Origin of the sequence: Amycolatopsis sp. NPDC049159 (assembly GCF_040648295.1) — a bacterium.
Taxonomy (GTDB): Bacteria; Actinomycetota; Actinomycetes; order Mycobacteriales; family Pseudonocardiaceae; genus Amycolatopsis; species Amycolatopsis pretoriensis_A.
Genome location: NZ_JBEZDL010000020.1, coordinates 153,939 through 171,295, shown reverse-complemented (window position 1 = coordinate 171,295; position 17,357 = coordinate 153,939). Strand labels below are relative to the sequence as shown.

The 17,357-nt window shown below is 70.2% G+C and carries 18 protein-coding genes and 1 pseudogene; 14 read left to right on the top strand and 5 right to left on the bottom strand.

Annotated elements, in window-relative coordinates; translation table 11 throughout:
- Positions 1–66: 66 nt before the first annotated feature.
- The 4 genes from AB0B33_RS33385 to AB0B33_RS33370 are packed head-to-tail and all read left to right on the top strand — an operon-like array spanning position 67 to position 2,451.
- Entirely contained in the window at positions 67–417 is a 351-nt protein-coding gene (locus tag AB0B33_RS33385; RefSeq protein WP_247014324.1) for a hypothetical protein, read from the top strand.
- A complete protein-coding gene (locus tag AB0B33_RS33380) occupies positions 414–1,547 on the top strand; it encodes a C40 family peptidase (RefSeq protein ID WP_360779112.1) in 1,134 nt (377 codons plus the stop codon). The genes AB0B33_RS33385 and AB0B33_RS33380 overlap by 4 nt, the downstream gene beginning before the upstream one ends.
- Positions 1,548–1,550: 3 nt before the next feature.
- The gene (locus AB0B33_RS33375; protein WP_360779110.1) at positions 1,551–1,931 is read left to right on the top strand and encodes a YbaB/EbfC family DNA-binding protein; all 381 of its coding nucleotides are present in this window, start codon (positions 1,551–1,553) and stop codon (positions 1,929–1,931) included.
- 4 nt (positions 1,932–1,935) lie between these two features.
- Complete coding sequence (locus AB0B33_RS33370; RefSeq protein WP_360779108.1) at positions 1,936–2,451, top strand: YbaB/EbfC family nucleoid-associated protein; 516 nt, start codon at positions 1,936–1,938, stop codon at positions 2,449–2,451.
- On the opposite strand, the gene AB0B33_RS33365 is transcribed toward AB0B33_RS33370, so the two are convergent.
- From AB0B33_RS33365 to AB0B33_RS33350, 4 genes and pseudogenes are all read right to left on the bottom strand, one after another.
- Entirely contained in the window at positions 2,448–3,584 is a 1,137-nt protein-coding gene (locus tag AB0B33_RS33365; protein WP_360779268.1) for a 4-hydroxybenzoate 3-monooxygenase, read from the bottom strand. The genes AB0B33_RS33370 and AB0B33_RS33365 overlap by 4 nt on opposite strands.
- A gap of 132 nt (positions 3,585–3,716) precedes the next feature.
- Positions 3,717–3,863, bottom strand: a pseudogene (locus AB0B33_RS33360) (IS630 family transposase); the annotation flags it as partial.
- 49 nt (positions 3,864–3,912) lie between these two features.
- Positions 3,913–4,680 carry a helix-turn-helix transcriptional regulator gene (locus AB0B33_RS33355; RefSeq protein WP_360779105.1) on the bottom strand — a complete coding sequence of 256 codons (768 nt, stop codon included), beginning with the start codon at positions 4,678–4,680 and terminating at the stop codon, positions 3,913–3,915.
- Positions 4,681–4,705: 25 nt separating this feature from the next.
- The gene (locus AB0B33_RS33350; protein WP_360779102.1) at positions 4,706–5,197 is read right to left on the bottom strand and encodes a DinB family protein; all 492 of its coding nucleotides are present in this window, start codon (positions 5,195–5,197) and stop codon (positions 4,706–4,708) included.
- Between the two features lie 154 nt (positions 5,198–5,351).
- Between AB0B33_RS33350 and AB0B33_RS33345 the strand changes: the two genes are divergently transcribed.
- The 10 genes from AB0B33_RS33345 (at position 5,352) to AB0B33_RS33300 (ending at position 14,800) form a co-directional block, all read left to right on the top strand.
- The gene (locus AB0B33_RS33345; protein ID WP_360779099.1) at positions 5,352–7,184 is read left to right on the top strand and encodes a glycoside hydrolase family 3 N-terminal domain-containing protein; all 1,833 of its coding nucleotides are present in this window, start codon (positions 5,352–5,354) and stop codon (positions 7,182–7,184) included.
- 31 nt (positions 7,185–7,215) lie between these two features.
- On the top strand, positions 7,216–8,496 hold the full coding sequence (locus AB0B33_RS33340) for a ThuA domain-containing protein (RefSeq protein WP_360779096.1): 1,281 nt from the start codon (positions 7,216–7,218) through the stop codon (positions 8,494–8,496).
- Between the two features lie 164 nt (positions 8,497–8,660).
- Positions 8,661–9,965, top strand: a complete 1,305-nt coding sequence (locus AB0B33_RS33335) for a family 1 glycosylhydrolase (protein WP_360779093.1) — start codon at positions 8,661–8,663, stop codon at positions 9,963–9,965.
- Between the two features lie 79 nt (positions 9,966–10,044).
- Positions 10,045–11,229: a lipid-transfer protein gene (locus tag AB0B33_RS33330; protein ID WP_360779090.1), complete on the top strand. Its 1,185-nt coding sequence runs from the start codon at positions 10,045–10,047 to the stop codon at positions 11,227–11,229.
- A gap of 11 nt (positions 11,230–11,240) precedes the next feature.
- A complete protein-coding gene (locus AB0B33_RS33325) occupies positions 11,241–11,672 on the top strand; it encodes an SRPBCC family protein (RefSeq protein ID WP_360779086.1) in 432 nt (143 codons plus the stop codon).
- Positions 11,669–12,508 (top strand): MaoC/PaaZ C-terminal domain-containing protein, encoded by an 840-nt coding sequence (locus AB0B33_RS33320; RefSeq protein ID WP_360779083.1) that lies wholly within the window; start codon positions 11,669–11,671, stop codon positions 12,506–12,508. Before AB0B33_RS33325 ends, AB0B33_RS33320 begins: the two co-directional genes overlap by 4 nt.
- On the top strand, positions 12,508–13,377 hold the full coding sequence (locus AB0B33_RS33315) for an SDR family oxidoreductase (RefSeq protein ID WP_360779080.1): 870 nt from the start codon (positions 12,508–12,510) through the stop codon (positions 13,375–13,377). The genes AB0B33_RS33320 and AB0B33_RS33315 overlap by 1 nt, the downstream gene beginning before the upstream one ends.
- On the top strand, positions 13,374–13,949 hold the full coding sequence (locus AB0B33_RS33310; RefSeq protein WP_360779077.1) for a hypothetical protein: 576 nt from the start codon (positions 13,374–13,376) through the stop codon (positions 13,947–13,949). Before AB0B33_RS33315 ends, AB0B33_RS33310 begins: the two co-directional genes overlap by 4 nt.
- A 63-nt stretch (positions 13,950–14,012) precedes the next feature.
- Complete coding sequence (locus AB0B33_RS33305; protein ID WP_360779074.1) at positions 14,013–14,546, top strand: hypothetical protein; 534 nt, start codon at positions 14,013–14,015, stop codon at positions 14,544–14,546.
- Positions 14,543–14,800, top strand: coding sequence for a hypothetical protein (locus AB0B33_RS33300; protein WP_247014297.1), 258 nt, complete (start codon positions 14,543–14,545; stop codon positions 14,798–14,800). The genes AB0B33_RS33305 and AB0B33_RS33300 overlap by 4 nt, the downstream gene beginning before the upstream one ends.
- Before the next feature lie 45 nt (positions 14,801–14,845).
- Here the strand turns inward: AB0B33_RS33300 and AB0B33_RS33295 are convergent, their stop codons facing one another.
- A complete protein-coding gene (locus AB0B33_RS33295) occupies positions 14,846–17,329 on the bottom strand; it encodes a DNA topoisomerase (ATP-hydrolyzing) (RefSeq protein WP_247014295.1) in 2,484 nt (827 codons plus the stop codon).
- Positions 17,330–17,357 lie beyond the last annotated feature (28 nt).

The window sequence follows — 17,357 nt, the reverse complement described above, 5'->3', positions numbered from 1 at the left end:
AATCCCGCACCATGGGGAACCGGGGGTCGCGTGCGCACGTCGCACCCCTGGTGACAGGGAGGGCCAGTGGACGGTTCGCATTCGGGGTTTCACGTCGACGACGGCGCGTACACGCGGTACGCGCGCGAAGTCGACCCGCTCGGTGATGACGTCAAAGGTGCGGCCGACAAGCACGTCGGCCCGCACGTGACGCTCGGCGGTCACGGCTTCTCGGAAATGGGCGGCGAGTCCGGGTTCTCCGGGGCCTACAGCGGCCGGATGCGCGCGCTGCAGGAGCGGATGCACCGCGTCGGCGGCGGCTGGCGCCAGGTCGGCGAGGCCGCCCGGCAGACCGATCGCAACTACGCGGCGGTCGAAGCCGAGCACGGCGACGTCGTGCGGCGACTCGGGACCGAGCTCGGGCAGGGCCCCGCGTGACCGAGCACCACGCCGACCAGCTCGTCCGGCACGGCCTGGACACCACGAACCAGTTCGCCGACAAGGTGCGCCACGACCCGGCCGCGATCGGCGGCGCCCGGGACGCGCACCACGCCCTGCAGACGTCGGTGGGCCGCACCCGCGACGTCGCGGGCGAGCAGCGCGTCAACCTGGCCTCGGCCAGCTCGGGTTCGACGACCGACCGGGCGACCGCGACGTCGCAGAGCCTCGAAAAAGAGGTCCAGGACCTCCTGGACGAGAGCGCCGAGATCGAGAAGGCCGTCACCGAGGCCGCCGAGGCGCTGCACGTCGGCGAGATCAAGAACGACCAGGTCCGTGACCAGATCATCAAGGAGATCTCGGCGTCGATGAAGGCGCTGGCGGCGGTGAAGTCGATCCAGCCGCCGGAAAGCCGCGCCGCCGCGTCGCGCGACGTCCTGATGAAGCTGCAGACGAAGATCAGCCAGCTCACCGGACAGGCCGCGACCTTCAGCGAGCAAACGATCACCCAGCTGACCGACATCGGCACCCGGCTGGGCGGCGGCGAGCAGACGACGTCGTCGAGCAGCGCGTCGTCGACGAAGGTCGGCTCGTCGTTCAACAGCAACAGCGGCTACTCCGGCGGCGGCTCGGACGGCGGCGGTGGCGGCGGCGGTGGGGGAGGCGGCGGCGGTGGCGGCGGCGCCGTGCACAAGCCCCGGCTGCCGGTCGCGATCCCGCCGCAGCCCGGCTCCGGCGTCGCGATCAACCTCCCCGGCGGCAAGCAGGTCATGGCGCCGAACGAGACGGCGGCGAAGGCCGTGCGCAACGCCCTTTCGCAGCTCGGCGTGCCGTACGTCTGGGGCGGCACCGCGCGCGGCCAGGGCCTCGACTGCAGCGGGCTGACCATGACGTCGTACCAGGACGCGGGCCTGCAGCTGCCGCGGACGGCGGCGCAGCAGACGGTCGGCGCCGAGGTGCCTTCGATCGACCAGCTCCTGCCCGGCGACCTCGTCGTGTGGTCCGGCCACGTGGCGATGGTGATCGGCGACGGCCAGATGGTCGAGGCGGGGGATCCGGTGCAGATCAGCAAGATCCGCACCACGAACGCGGGGCAGTCGTTCATCGGTTTCTACCGGCCGACGGGGTGAGTCGTGGCTGACTTCGACATCGACCTGGCGTCCGCGCGGATCGCCGAGCAGGCGGACCGCGCGGAGGCCGACGCTTCGGCGCGCTTCGCCCGCTCGGGCCCGGTGGTGGGCAAGGCGTCGTCCCCGGACGGCACCATCGAGGTCCAGGTGGCCCCCGGCGGGCTGCTGACCGGGCTGACGATCCACCGCTCGACGCTGCGGCACGGCTCGGCGGTGCTCGCCGACCAGATCCTCGAGCTGGCCCAGCGTGCGACCCGCCGCGCGGGCGACAAGATGTACCACGCGCTGGCGCCGGTGGTGGACGCGTCGCAGCTGGAAGTGCTGGGCTACGAGCCGATCCCGGACGACGACCCGGACGCCGAGACCTACACGTACGGGAGATGACGCGGTGATCACGACCCGCCAGCTGATCGCCCAGGCCCGGGCGCGCGAAGCGGCGATGTCCCGAGTGGACGAACTGATGGCCGCCGCTTCCGGGACCGCCCACGACGTCGACGGCCAGGTCGAGGCGACGGTCGACGCGCGCGGGAAGCTGCTTCGGTTGTGGCTGGCGCCTTCCGCGGTGAACCTGGGCGAGCAGCTGGCGCCGCGGGTGGTGGAGGTCGCGCGGGCCGCCATGCGCGAGGCGACCCAGGACGCCTACAACCGGGTCGCTTTGCTGCTGGGCGAAGACATGACGTACATGATCGAGCAGATGACGGGCATGCCCGCGCCGGCCCGGGCCGAGGACGACGACCCGGGCATGACGGTGGAGGAGTTCCAGCGGCTGCGGGCCGAGCGCCTCGGCGCGGCACCTTCGGAAGCAGCTCCGGCGGCTCCGGCAGCTCCGGCGGCTTCGAACGTCGAGGACGAGGACGCGTATTGGGAGTCCTTCGACCCGGCTTCCCTGCGCTCGGACCGCTAACTCACGCCGGCGAGGAACTCGGCGAAGAGGCGGCCCGCGGCGGGGGAGGTGAACTGGCGCTCCAGCTCCGCGCGGGCGGTCCGCTGGCGGAATTCCCCCGCGTAGGAGGGATCTCCGGCGTCGTGCATGACGTCGGTGATCCACGCCGCGAAGGCCTGGTAGTTCCAGACGTGGCGCAGGCACGTCTCCGAATAGCCGTCGAGCAGGCTCGGGTCGTCCTCCTTCGCCCGGCGGACGACGGCGTTCGCGAAGACCTCGGCGTCGAAGAGCGCGAGGTGGATTCCCTTGGCGCTCATCGGCGGGACGATGTGGGCCGCGTCGCCGAGCAGGTACAGCGGGCCGTGGTGCATCGGGCTGTGGACCACGTTGCGCAGGGGCACCAGCCTCTTCTCGGCGATCCGGCCGGGCGTGACCGGCCGGCCGAAGCGGGCGCTCAGCTCGCTCCAGACGCGCTCGTCCGGCCAGTGCGCGAGTTCGTCGCCGGGCGGGCACTGGAGGTAGACGCGGCTGGCGTGCGCGCCGCGGGGGATCATCCCCGCCAGGCCGCGGGCGTGGATCGCCATGCCGGACGGGGCGGCGGCCACTTCGGCCAGGACGCTCAGCCAGGCGTAGCCGTATTCGCGGGAGTACCGGGTGAGGACGCCGTCGGGGAAGGCCGTCCGGCTGATCCCGCGATCGCCGTCGCAGCCGGCGATGTGGTCGCAGGGGAGGACGACGTCCGCGTACCGGACGGCGGGGCGTTCGAGGTCCAGGGTGATGTCGTCGGCTTCGAAGCGGAGATCCCCGCCCGCGCGCAGGAAGACGTCCGTGAGATTCCGGACGAGGACCTGCTGGGGGCAGAAAACGCTTTCGTCGTCCCCGGCGAAGTCGATCGAGAGTTCTTCGCCGTCGAGGAAGAAGCCGGCCTCGACGTCCGGCAAGGCGTCGTTCGCGAAGACCTCCTCGAGGCCCCACTCGCGGAACATGCGCACGCCGCGGCTGTCGATGGTCCCGGCCCGCTGCCGCCGCTCGACGTACTCGCGGCTGTGCTTTTCCAGGACGACGCAGCCGATCCCGCTGCGCAGCAGGAGGTTCCCGAGGGTGAGCCCGGCGACCCCGGCTCCGATGACGACGACGGTGGTGTGTTCGGTCATGACTCCACTGTGGCTCCGGCCGCGGGCGCGCCCCACCGGTGACGGGACAACGGATACCGGAAACCCGCCAACCTGGTGTCCTGAGTCGTTGATTCGTTGGCAGTGTGCGGCGAGAGTGTCGAGGATCTGGTCGGGGTGCTGCAGCAGCCAGTTCTTGATCGCCGGGGTCTTGTGGGTGGCGTAGTTGTCGCAGACCAGGTGCTGGGCGATCACCGACCCGGTGGCCGGGTTCAGGGCGGCGAACAGGCTGGTGGTGCCGTGCCGCACGTAGTCGTGGGTCGGCATCACGGCACTTTGGGCACTGACCACGAGATCAAGACTCAGGACACTAGCGCCGCCGGTCCAGCCCGGCCTGGTAGCGGCCCGGCGTCTGGCCGACGACCTCGGTGAAGGCGTCGATGAAGCTCGACGGGTTGGACCAGCCGCACGCCATCGCGGTGGCGGTGACCGACCGGCCTTCGGTGAGGTGGACCAGGGCGTGGTGGATGCGCAGGATGGTGCGCCAGCGGAGGAAGCCCATCCCGAGCTCGGCCTGGAACAGGCGGCTGAGGGTGCGTTCGCTCGCCCCGGCCGTCCGGCCCAGTTCGGCCAGCGTCGTGGTTCGCGCGGGATCGGCGTGCAGGAGACCCGTGACCGCGCGCAGCCGGTCGTCCCGCGGTTCCGGCAGGTGCAGGGCCAGCTCGGGCGGCCCGGCGAGCTCGTCGAGCACCACCGCGCGCAGCCGCCGGTGCGCGCCGGGGCGGCTTTCCCGCGGGTCGGTCAGCGCCAGGATGACCTCGCGCAGGAGCGGGCTCACGGCGAACACGTTGGGGTGCCCGGCGAGCTCGCCGCACAGGTCGGCCGGGATGACGACGAGCCGGAAATCGGTCCGGCCGTAGCAGCGGTGGGAGTGGTCGAACCCCGGCGGTGTCCACGCGACGCGGTTGGCCGGGGCGACCCAGGTCCCGCGTTCGGTCGTCGTGGCGAAGGCGCCGGCGGCCGCGTACACGAGCTGGCCGTCGGCGTGGCGGTGGGTGCCGAGGTGGAAGCCGTGCGGCAGCCAGCCCTTCCCCTCGGGGGTGTGGCCTTCGGGCCTGCGGTGGCGGGTTTCCGGCATCGGCCGCCAGCCTACGCCCGGCCGGTCACGCCAGCTGGGCCGTGGAGTTCGCGCCGTCCAGGGACTCCCGCAGGATGTCCGCGTGACCCGCGTGCTGGGCCGTCTCGTGGACGAGGTGCAGGACGATCCGCCGCGCCGACCAGAACTGGGGCTCCGGCGGGGACCACGGCGTCGTCGGCAACTGCACCTCGACGTCCAACGACGGCAGGGAAGCCACGTACGCGTCGGTCTCGGCGGCGGCCGTCGCGTACTCCTTCAGCCAGTAGGACAGCGTTTCGCTCATCGAGTACTGCGCCGTGTCCAGCATCCCCTCCGGCAGCTCGCCGTCACCCTTGCGCAGGATCTCGAGCCAGAGGCGTTCGCCCGTCGCCAGGTGGCGGATCAAGCCACCGAGGGTGAGGGTGCTGACCGTAATGCGGCGGGCCGCGTCGGCGTCCGAGAGGTTCCGGACCGGGATCAGCAAGCGCTTGCGGACTTCGGCGAGGAGGGCGAGCAGTTCGTCGGTTTCGCGTGTCATGGGCACACCGTAGAAGCGAATTAGGTCAGGTACTGGCCGCAACTGACGATCCCGCTCAGCGGCACCCGAGTTCACTCAGAGGTCTGGACCAACCGGCAACGCCTATGCATTAATTCAAGGCGTGAATTTTGGTCTCTCGACGAGGAGGACCTACATGGGCCTCGGACGCAGGCTGGGGGTCGGCGCGCTCGCCGTCGGGCTGCTGCTGGCTTCGGAAACCACCGCTCTCGCCGGGAACGGCCCGGCGTACAAGGATTCCCGGCGACCGGTGAAGGTCCGCGTCGCCGATCTGATGTCCCGGATGAGCCTCGACGACAAGCTCGGCCAGATGATGCAGGCCGAACGCCTCGGGGTCAAAAGCCCCGAGGACGTCACCACCGGCCGGCTCGGTTCGCTGCTCTCCGGGGGCAGCTCGCAGCCGACGCCGAACACGCCCGTCAGCTGGGCCGACATGTACGACAGCTTCCAGAAAGCCGCGCTCGCCACGCCGCTGGGCATCCCGCTGATCTACGGCGTCGACGCCGTCCACGGCCACAACGGCCTCTACGGCGCCACCGTCTTCCCGCACAACATCGGCCTCGGCGCGACGCGCGATCCGCGGCTGGTCGAGAAGATCGGCCGCGCCACCGCGGAAGAGGTGTCCGGCACCGGCATCGACTGGGACTTCGCGCCCTGCCTGTGCGTCGCCCGCAACGACCGCTGGGGCCGCACCTACGAGTCCTTCGGCGAGGTCCCGCAGCTGGCCACCGAGATGACGTCGATCATCACCGGCCTGCAGGGCACGCGCCTGGACCGGCCGGGTTCGGTACTGGCCACCGCCAAGCACTACGTCGGCGACGGCGGCACCACCGGCGGCGTCAACGAGGGCAACACCGAGATCAGCGAGCAAGAGCTGCGCGCGATCCACCTGCCGCCGTTCAAGGCCGCGGTCCAGCGCGGGGTCGGCTCGGTGATGATCTCCTACAGCAGCTGGAACGGCGTCAAGATGCACGCCGGCTCGTACCTGATCAACGACGTCCTGAAGAAGGAGCTCGGCTTCTCGGGCATCGTCGTTTCGGACTACAACGGCGTCGACAAGATCGACGGCAAGAGCGGGTTCACCCCCGAAGAGGTCGAGGCCTCGATCAACGCCGGCATCGACATGGTGATGGTGCCCTTCGAGTGGCAGAAGTTCATCGACACGCTGCGCACCCTCGTCCGGGACGGGCGCGTGCCGATGTCCCGGATCGACGACGCGAACAAGCGCATCCTCACCAAGAAGTTCGAGCTCGGCCTGTTCGAGCACCCGCTGACCGACCGGCGCTTCCTGGGCACCATCGGCAGCGAGCAGCACCGCGACCTCGCTCGCCAGGCGGTCCGGGAATCCCAGGTGCTGCTCAAGAACGAGGGCGGTGTGCTGCCGCTGGCCAAGCGGCACGAGAAGATCTTCGTGGCCGGCAAGAGCGCCGACGACATCGGCAACCAGTCCGGGGGCTGGACGGTCGGCTGGCAGGGGACCAGCGGCCCGGTCATCCCCGGCACCACGATCCTGCAGGGCATCGAGAGCAAGTCCTCGGCGGTCACCTACGCCAAGGACGGCACCGGGATCGACGGCAGCTACGACGTCGCCGTCGCGGTGATCGGCGAAACGCCCTACGCCGAAGGCAAGGGCGACCGTCCACAAGGGATGGGACTGGACGAGACCGATCTCGCCACGCTGCGCAAGCTGAAGGACTCCGGCGTGCCGACGGTGGCCGTGCTCGTGTCCGGGCGCCCGCTCGACATCGGTGCGCAGCTGCCGGACTGGGCCGGGCTCGTCGAGTCGTGGCTGCCGGGCAGCGAAGGACAAGGCGTCGCCGACGTGCTCTTCGGCGACTACAACCCGACCGGCAAGCTCCCGGTGACCTGGATGCGCAGCGCCGACCAGCAGCCGATCAACGTCGGTGACGGCAAGCCCGCGCTGTTCCCGTTCGGCTTCGGGCTGCGCTACCCGCACCGCCCCTGGTGATTCCCCGTCCCCCCAACGGAAAGGTCCCCGCATGCCGTCCAGAACCCGCCGCCCGCTGCTCCGGATATTGGCGTTCTTCGCCGCCTGCCTCGGGCTCAGCTTCGCCGGCCCGGCCGTGGAAGCCGCGACGCCGTTCAAGGTGCTCGCCTTCTACAGCGGCACCTACGACGCCGCGCACATCAGTTTCGAGAAGGAGGCCAACGTCTGGTTCCCGCAGCAGGCGGCGGCCAACGGCTTCACCTACACCGCGACGAACAACTGGAACCAGCTCACGACCATCACCCCGGGTCAGTACCAGGTCGTCATGTTCCTCGACGACCAGCCGCAGTCGCAGGCGCAGTTCCAGGGCTTCCAGCGGTACATGCAGGCCGGCGGCGCGTTCTACGGCTTCCACGTCACCGCCTACAACGACAGCTCGACGCCGTCGTACGCCGACTGGTTCCACAACGACTTCCTCGGCACCGGGCGCTTCACGTCGAACACGTGGGGCCCGACGCCGGAGACGCTGAAGATCGAGAACCGCACGCACCCGTCGACGGTGAACCTGCCGGCGACCATCAAGTCCTCGACGTCCGAGTGGTACGCGTGGCAGAACGACCTGCGCCAGAACCCGAACATCAGCATCCTGGCGTCGATGGACTCGTCCACGTTCCCGATCGGCACCGACCCGAACCAGACCTGGTACAGCGGGTACTACCCGATCTCGTGGACGAACAAGAGCTACAAGATGATCTACTCGAACTTCGGCCACAACGCGATGAACTACGACACGAACACCGCGCTGTCCTCGACGTTCGAGAGCGCCGACCAGAACCGGTTCCTGCTCGACGGCCTGAAGTGGCTCGGCGGCGGTGGCACGACCACCCCGCCGCCGGACGGCACGATCGACCCGGCGGCCTGGTACGCGGTGTCGAACAAGGCGTCCGGCAAGTGCGTCGACGCGAAGGCCGCGGGCAGCACCAACGGCACCGTGATCCAGCAGTACACCTGCAACGGGACCACCGCGCAGCAGTACCAGTTCGCCCCGACCAGCGGTGGCTTCGACCGGATCAACAACCGCACCAACCCGGCCGAGGTCATCGACGTCACGAACGTGGCGACGACGGACAACGCCGGCCTGCAGCTGTGGTCCTACAGCGGCGGGAACAACCAGCAGTGGCAGCCGGTGCCGGAGGGCGGCGGGTACTACCACTTCGTCGCCCGCCACAGCGGCAAGTGCCTGACCGTGCCGGGCGCGTCCACCGCGGACGCCGTCCAGCTGGTCCAGTCGGCCTGTGACGGCGGCGCCGCGCAGTCGTTCAAGGTCGCCTAGCGCGGCGTGCGTGGGGCGCCCGCGGAAAGCGTTTCCGCGGGCGCCCCACGCCGGTCGTCGTCCGGGTCCCGCTCCACTGCTCGCGTGTTCCGTCCATCGGGGGATGTGCGGTGCGTCACCCGCTAGCTAACATGAAGCTCTTTCATGAACGCTCGGAGGGTGCGATGCGGCGCGGAGTGGTTTTCGTGGTGGTGGCCCTGCTGGCGGGCCTGCTCGCCGGGGTGACGCCCGCGGTCGCGGCGCCGGCGTTCTTCTGGGGCGTCGCGACCTCGGGGTACCAGTCGGAAGGCTCGGCGCCCGACAGCAACTGGCGCCGCTACGAGCGGGCGAAGACGTCGTCGATCAAGGAGCCCTACCGCGACGCCGTCGACTTCCGGCACCGCTACGCCGAGGACATCGAGCGCGCGAAGCAGCTCGGCGTGAACGTGTTCCGCTTCAGCGTCGAGTGGGCGCGCATCGAACCCCGGCCCGGCCAGGTCGACCAGACCGAGCTGGCGTACTACGACGACGTCGTGCGCCGCGTCGTGGCCGCGGGGATGCGGCCGATGATCACCCTCGACCACTGGGTCTACCCGGGCTGGGTCGCCGACCAGGGCGGCTGGGACTCCGACCGCACCGTCGAGGCCTGGCTCGTCAACGCCCGCCGCGTCGTGGACCGGTACAAGGGGCTCGGCGCGATCTGGATCACGATCAACGAGCCGACCGTCTACCTGCAGAACGAAACCGCCAACGGCGGGCTCGCCGGGTGGAAGCTGCCGTGGGCGCAGGCGCGGCTGGTGACGGTGCACCGCGCGGCCTACGACCTGATCCACTCGCTGGACCCCGGTGCGCTCGTGTCCAGCAACACCGCCTACATCCCGGCCGCGCAGGGCATCCTGGACGCGTCGTTCCTCGACCGGGTGCGCGACAAGCTCGACTTCGCCGGCCTCGACTACTACTACGGCGCGAGCCTCGACAACCTCAGCGCCGTCCACGCGGCGAGCGGGGAGTTCTGGAAGGTGACGCCGCAGCCGGACGGCATCTACTACGCGCTGCGGTACTACGCGCGGAAGTTCCCGGACCTGCCGCTCTACGTCGTGGAAAACGGGATGCCGACCGACAATGGCAACGCGCGCCCCGACGGCTACACGCGCTCGGACCACCTGCGCGACCACATCTACTGGGTGCAGCGCGCGAAGGCCGACGGCATGAACGTCATCGGCTACAACTACTGGAGCCTCACCGACAACTACGAGTGGGGCAGTTACCAGCCGCGGTTCGGGCTGTACACAGTGGACGCTTCGAGCGACCCGGCGCTGACCCGGCGGCCCACCGACGCCGTCGCGGCCTACCGGCAGCTGATCGCCGGCCACGGCGTCCCGGCCGGGTACGCGCCGGTGCGGCCGCCGGGCTTCTGCTCGGTCGTCGACGGCCTCGGCAGCTGCCTCGACCCGGCTCGCTACCCGGGTCCGGTCGCACCCCTGGGCTAGCCCAAGCCGCACTTTCACGTGAAAGTGCGGGGGTGCGGTCGGGGGTTGATAAATACATGCCGGTCTGTATGTTTGTTGCATGGCGAACAGGGTGTACGTCGTCGGCGTCGGGATGACGAAGTTCGAGAAGCCCGGGCGGCGCGAAGGCTGGGACTACCCGCAGATGGCCCGGGAGGCGGGGACCAAGGCACTGGAGGACGCCGGGGTCGCGTTCGACGTCGTCGAGCAGGCCTACGTCGGCTACGTCTACGGCGAATCGACGTCGGGGCAGCGCGCGGTCTACGAGCTGGGGATGACCGGGATCCCCGTGGTCAACGTCAACAACAACTGCTCCACCGGCTCGACCGCGCTGTACCTGGCCGCGGAGGCGATCCGCGGCGGGCGCGCGGACTGCGTGCTCGCGCTGGGCTTCGAGAAGATGCAGCCGGGCTCGCTCGCGTCGACCTACGACGACCGCGAACAGCCGCTGGGCAACCACCTCCAGGCGCTCGCCGAGATCTCCGAGGTGCTGTTCCCGCCGGCGCCGTGGATGTTCGGCGCCGCCGGCCGGGAGCACATGCGGAAGCACGGCACCACCGCCGAGCACTTCGCGAAGATCGGCGAGAAGAACCACCGGCACTCGGTGCACAACCCGTACGCCCAGTTCCAGGACGTCTACTCGCTCGAGGACATCCGCGCGTCGCGGATGATCTACGACCCGCTGACCAAGCTGCAGTGCTCGCCGACGTCGGACGGCTCCGGCGCGGCGATACTGGCGAGCGAGTCCTTCGTGGAATCCCGCGACCTCGCCGGGCGCGCGGTCGAGATCGCCGGGCAGGCGCTGACCACCGACTTCCGCAGCACCTTCGACGGCAGCGCCAAGAACATCGTCGGCTACGACATGACCCGGCAGGCCGCGCTGCGCGTCTACGACCAGGCCGGGCTCGGGCCCGCGGACTTCCAGGTCATCGAGCTGCACGACTGCTTTTCCGCCAACGAACTGCTGACCTACGAAGCACTCGGGCTCTGCGAAGAGGGCGAAGGCGGGCACCTCGTCGACGCCGGCGACACGACGTACGGCGGGCGCTGGGTGGTCAACCCCTCCGGCGGCCTGATCTCGAAGGGCCACCCGCTCGGCGCCACCGGGCTCGCCCAGTGCGCCGAACTCACCTGGCAGCTGCGCGGCGACGCGGAAAAGCGCCAGGTCCCGGACGTGCGCGCGGCTCTGCAGCACAACATCGGACTCGGTGGCGCCGCCGTCGTCACCGCCTACCAGCGAGCTTAGGAGAAGAAACCATGGGCCGGATCAGCGCGACCGTCGAACTGCCCGCCGCGCCGGACGAGGTGTGGGCGGAGTTCTCGAACCCGAACAACTTCGAGAAGTGGCTGACCATCCACACGAAGTGGAAGGGCGACGTCCCCGCGGAGTTCTCCCGGGGTTCGCAGGTGTCCGAGGTGGTCACCATGCTCGGGATGGCGAACACCATCACGTGGACCGTCGAGGAGTACGACGCTCCGAACCGCCTGGTCATCTCCGGCACGGGCATGGCCGGGGTGAAGATCAGCTTCTCGCTTTCGGTGGCAGCGGCCGGGGCCGGCTCGGCGGCGACCATCGACGCGGAGTTCACCGGCCAGATGATCGTCGGCGCGCTCGGCAAGGCCGTGGAGAAGGACGGGAAGAAGAACCTCGACGAGTCGCTCGAGAAGTTCAAGGCGCTGGTCGCGTGAAGTTCGACCCGGCCGGGCTCGGCAAGTGGACCGAACCGGTGCGGTTCGACGTCACGCGCGAGCGGCTCGCCGAGTACGCGGCGGCGACGAACGACCCGATCCCGGCCCACCGCGCCGGCGACGTCGCGAGCCCGGTGTTCGCGATCGTGCCGGTGTTCCAGTCGCTGCTGGAACCGGCGCTGGAGGTCGTGCCGCCGTCGCTGTTCGGACGGGTGCTGCACGGCGAGCAGGACTTCCGCTTCCACCGCCCGATCCGGCCCGGCGATGCGCTGGTGTCGCGCGCCAAGATGACCGGCTACGAGGGCCTGCCGAAGGGCACGCGGGCGACCGTGTACCTCGAATGCCGGTCGGTATCCGGGGAGCTGGTCAACGAGCAGCACGTGACGTTCTTCGTGCGCGGCTTCGACACCGGCGAGCAGCGCGGCACCCTCGGGCCGGCGCACCGGTTCACCGACGCCCTGCGCTCGCAGGCGCCGGTGGCGAAGGTGAGCCAGCACGTCGACGACGACCAGACCTACCGCTACGGCCCGGCGGCCGGCGACCCGATGCCGATCCACCTCGACGAGGAGGTCGCGAAGGCGGCCGGGCTGCCGGGGATCATCGCGCACGGGCTGTGCACGATGGCGTTCACGTCGTGGGCGGTGCTGACCGAAGTCGCGGGCGCCGACGTGACCCGGCTGCGGCGGCTGGCCGTCCGGTTCGCCTCGCCGGTGCTGCCCGGCCGGGACCTGTCGACGGCGATCTGGGCGGCGGGTTCCGGTTCGTACGCCTTCGAAACGACCATGGGCGACACCTTGGTGATCAAGGACGGCCTCGCCGAGATCGGAGAGAACTGATGGGGTCACTGGACGGGCGCGTCGCGCTGATCACCGGCGCGGGCCGCGGGATCGGCCGCGAGCACGCACTGTTGTTCGCCCGGGAAGGCGCTTCCGTGGTCGTGAACGACCTCGGCGGCGGCAACGACGGGACCGGCTCTTCCGCCGGGCCTGCTGCTTCGGTGGTGTCCGAAATCCGGGAGCTGGGCGGTTCGGCGGTCGCCAACACCTCCAGCGTGACGTCGTGGGCGGGCGCGTCGGAGCTGGTCGAGCAGGCGGTGTCGGAGTTCGGGCGGCTGGACGTCGTGGTGAACAACGCGGGCATCCTGCGCGACGCGTTCGTCGCCGGCATCACCGAGCAGCAGTGGGACGACGTGATCGCGGTCCACCTCAAGGGCCACGCGGCGGTCCTGCACCACGCGGCGGCGTTCTGGAAGTCCGCGTCGAAGGCGGGTTCGCCGGTGTCCGCGTCGGTGATCAACACGGCGTCGGCGTCCGGCGTGACCCTGCCGAACGCGGGCCAGCTCAACTACGGCGCGGCGAAGGCGGGCATCGCGGCGATGACCCTGGTGGCGGCGGCCGAGCTGGAGCGCTACGGGGTGCGCGTGAACGCGATCGCCCCGATCGCCCGCACGCGGCTGACACTGGCGACCCCGGGCATGGGGGCGATCTTCGCCGAACCGGTTTCCGAGGGGGAGTTCGACGCGTTCTCGCCGGCGAACATCTCGCCGCTGGTGGCCTACCTGGCTGCCGAGAAGTGCGCGCTGACGGGCAAGGTGTTCGCGGTCCAGGGCGGCGCGATCTCGGAGCTGGCGGGCTGGCACGACGTCAAGGTGATCGAGACGGACGGTCCGTGGGAGATCGACGACATCGCGGCGAGGCTGCCGTGATCGAGTGGTCGGAGACGGACCTGCCGGTCCGCGATTCGATCCGGGACTTCATTGCGAAGGAGATCCGGCCGCACCTGGACGCCCTGGAGAGCGGTTCGCTGCCGCCGTACGAGATCATCCGGAAGCTGTACGCGGCGTTCGGGCTGGACGTCATGGCGGCGGACGCGGTTTCCCGGCTCTGGCTCGGACGCGTTCGGCGGCATGCGGACGCGGACACGGTGGTGGTGTACGCGAAGCTGGCCGACGGTTCGCCGGCCCGCGACCGGCCGGTGCTGACGTTCGTGCTGGACCGCGGGATGCCGGGTTTCGTGCGGGGCAAGCCGTTCAAGAAGAGGGGGATGATCAACGAGTGCCTGCGGCTGTGCGTCGAGTGCGCGAAGAGCCGCCGGTTGTGGGGCCGGGAGATCGGCCGGTTCCAGTTGATCCAGCTGAAGCCGGCGAAGATGGAGGAGGCGTCGGCGATGAAGCTGTATTCGTCGGAGGCGGCGACCGAGGTGGCGATGGAGGCGGTGCAGTTGTTCGGGAGCAACGAAATCCAGGTGACCCACATCGCGAAGGCACTGCTGGCCTGAGGTGGCTGGGCCGTCCGGCGTAGTCAGCGCGCGGGTGGCTCCGGAGCGCCCGAAGATGGACGGGTGGAGACGCGAGGGGGAGCGCGGCGAGCCTGGGCACTCGGACTGCTGACCGGCGGGTTGTTCGCCGCCTGGCTGGTGCCGCTCGGCATGACGGTGGTGTGGCCGGACGGCCCGTGGTGGGGCTCGGTGCTGACCGGCCTCTGCGCCGGCACGGTGTTCGGCGCGGTGCTGGGGCCGGCGATAACGCGCACGGAACGCGAGATGTGGCGCGCCTGCGCGGAAGACCTGACCTGGCCCGAGTTCCGGGCCGCCGCCCGGGCCAGCCGTTCGGGGCGGGTGCCCCCGGACCCCCGGCTGCACGCGGCGGCGACGCGCCTCGCGGTCTACCAGCTGGCCCAGCACCGCCGCCGTCGCCGCAGCACGGTCATCGCCTGCGCGCTGGCCGCGGGGGTCAGCGCGCTGAACGCGGTGCTCGGCAACGTGATCGGCCTGTTCGGCGCGGGCGGGGTCGTCATCGTGGCCGGGGTGTTCCTCCACGAACGCGTCCGGCTGAGCAGAGCTTTGCTTCGCCTGCGGGAGGACTCGCCGGCATGAAAGGCGTGGACGTCGAGGCGATCAAGCGCCGCGGCTACGTGCGCACCCTGGTGTGGTGGCCGTTCCTGCTGCTCCAGGCCATCGTGTTCGGCGCCGACCTGCTCGTGAAGGCCGGTCTGCACCACTGGAGCTTCTCCGCGGAGAACATCATCAGCGCGGCCGCGCGTGCCGTGCTGACGTGGCTCTTCTTCGCGGCCCTCTGGCGTTACCTGATCCGCCGCGAGCAGAAGAAGCGTTCCCGGCCCGGCTCGTGAGTGGGAAACAGGGTTACAACCCTGTTTCCCACTCACGAGCGGGTGTCAGCTTCGTTCGATCAGGTGGCCCACCACGTCCGGGCCCGGGTGGGCGTGGCCGGAGCCGTCGCGGCGGACGTCGGTCTCCGGGAGTTCCACCGGGTCGCCGTTGCGGGCCGCCGCGGCCGGGCGGGGGCCGATCCAGGCGACCTGCACCGCTGTTTCGCCCTTCAGGAAGCGGTGGGCTCGGACGCCGCCCGTCGCCCGGCCCTTCGGCGGGTACTCGCTGAACGGCGTCACCTTCACGCTCTGGCCCGTCGCCGTGATCACCAGGGGCTCGCCGTGTTCGTCGTCGTCCGTGCGGACCGCGCCGAAGAAGACCACCGAGCCCGCGCCCACGTTGATGCCCGCCATGCCGCCGCCCTTCAGGCCTTGCGGGCGGACCAACGAGGCCGCGTACTTCAGCAGCGACGCTTCCGAGGACACGAACGCCAGCGTCTCCGTGCCGTCCTTCAGCCACGTGGCTCCGACGACCTCGTCGCCGTCCTTGAGGCTGATCACCTCGAACTCGTCCGAGCGGACCGGCCACTCCGGGGAGCAGATCTTCACCACGCCCGCGCGGGTGCCCAGTGCGAGGCCGGGGGAGCCCGCCGCCTGGTCGCCGAGGGGGGCGATGCCGATGACCGTCTCGCCCTTCTCCAGCGGGACCAGCTCGCGGGCCGCCATGCCGCCGCGCAGGGAGACCGTGCCCGCCTGTTCCGGGAGGACCGGCAACGGGAGCACGTCCGTCTTGAACGCGCGGCCGCGGCTGGTCACCAGCAGGACCTGGCCGCGGGCCGTGGTGTGGACCACCGCCGAGACGGCGTCGTGCTTCACGCGGCCGTTGCGGCGACGCGTCTCCGTCGCTTCCTCGGACTCGGCCGCCGTGCGGGCCACCAGGCCCGTCGCCGACAGGATGACCTGGCACGGGTCGTCCGCGACCTCCAGCGGGCCCGAAGGCTTCGACGCCGCCAGGACCTCCTTCAGGTCGCCGTCGATCAGGGACGTCCGGCGCTCGGTCGGGAAGTCCTTCGCGATCTTCGCCAGCTCCGCCGAGACGAGCTTCTTCAGCACCGACTCGTCGTCGAGGATCTTGCTCAGCTCCGCGATCTCCTCGCGCAGCTGGTCCTGCTCCGATTCCAGCTCGAGGCGGTCGTACTTGGTGAGGCGGCGCAGCGGCGTGTCCAGGATGTAGGTCGCCTGGATCTCCGACAGCTTGAACCGCTGCATCAGGCCGTCCTTCGCGGCCGCGGCGTTCTCGCTCTCGCGGATCAGCCGGATCACCTTGTCGATGTTCAGCAGGGCGACCAGCAGACCCTCGACCAGGTGCAGCCGCTCTTCGCGCTTGCGGCGGCGGTACTTCGTGCGCCGCGTGACGACGTCGTAGCGGTGGCGGAGGAAGACCTCCAGCAGTTCCTTCAGCCCCAGCGTCTGCGGCTGGCCGTCGACGAGCACCAGGTTGTTGATGCCGAACGACTGCTCCAGCGGCGTCAGCCGGTACAGGTCCGCGAGCAGCGCCTGCGGGTTGACGCCGACCTTGCACTCGATGACCAGCCGCGTGCCGTTCTCGCGGTCGGTGAGGTCCTTGACGTCGGCGATGCCGGTGAGCCGCTTGGACTTGTTGACCTCGTCGGTGATCTTCTCGATCACCTTCTCCGGCCCGACGCCGTAGGGCAGCTCGGTGACGGTGATCGCCTGCCGCCCGCGGCTGCCTTCGAGGGGCCCCGTCTCGCAGTTCGCGCGCATCCGGACCACGCCGCGGCCGGTCTCGTAGGCGCGGCGGACCTCGTCCAGGCCGAGCAGGCTGCCGCCGGTCGGGAGGTCGGGGCCCGGCACGAACTCCATCAGCTTGTCGAGCGTCGCGCTCGGGTGCGTGATCAGCCACCGCGCCGCCGCGACGACCTCGCCGAGGTTGTGCGGGATCATGTTGGTCGCCATCCCGACCGCGATCCCGGACGTGCCGTTGACCAGCAGGTTCGGGAAGGCCGCGGGCAGCACGGACGGCTCCTGCAGCGAACCGTCGTAGTTGGGCCGGAAGTCGACGGTCTCTTCGCCGAGCTCGCCGACCAGCTGCATCGCCTCGGGCGACATCCGCGCTTCGGTGTACCGCGAAGCGGCCGGGCCGTCATCCGGGCTACCGAAGTTGCCGTGGCCGTCGATCAGCGGGACGTTCAGCGAGAAGTCCTGGGCCAGCCGGACCATCGCGTCGTAGATCGCGACGTCGCCGTGCGGGTGGTACTTGCCCATCACGTCGCCGACCACGCGGGACGACTTCACGTACGCGTGCGTCGGGCGGTAGCCGTTCTCGTTCATCGAGTAGAGGATGCGGCGGTGGACCGGCTTCAACCCGTCGCGCGCGTCCGGCAGGGCGCGCGAGTGGATGACCGAGTACGCGTATTCCAGGTACGAGTCTTCGATCTCCGTCTTCAGCGAGTTGTCGAAGACGTTCGCGCCGGCGGAGTCGAACGCGCTGGGATCGACCTTGGTGGTGGTGCCCTTGCGGCGTGCCACGGCAGAACTCCTTGGTAGCTGAGAAAAC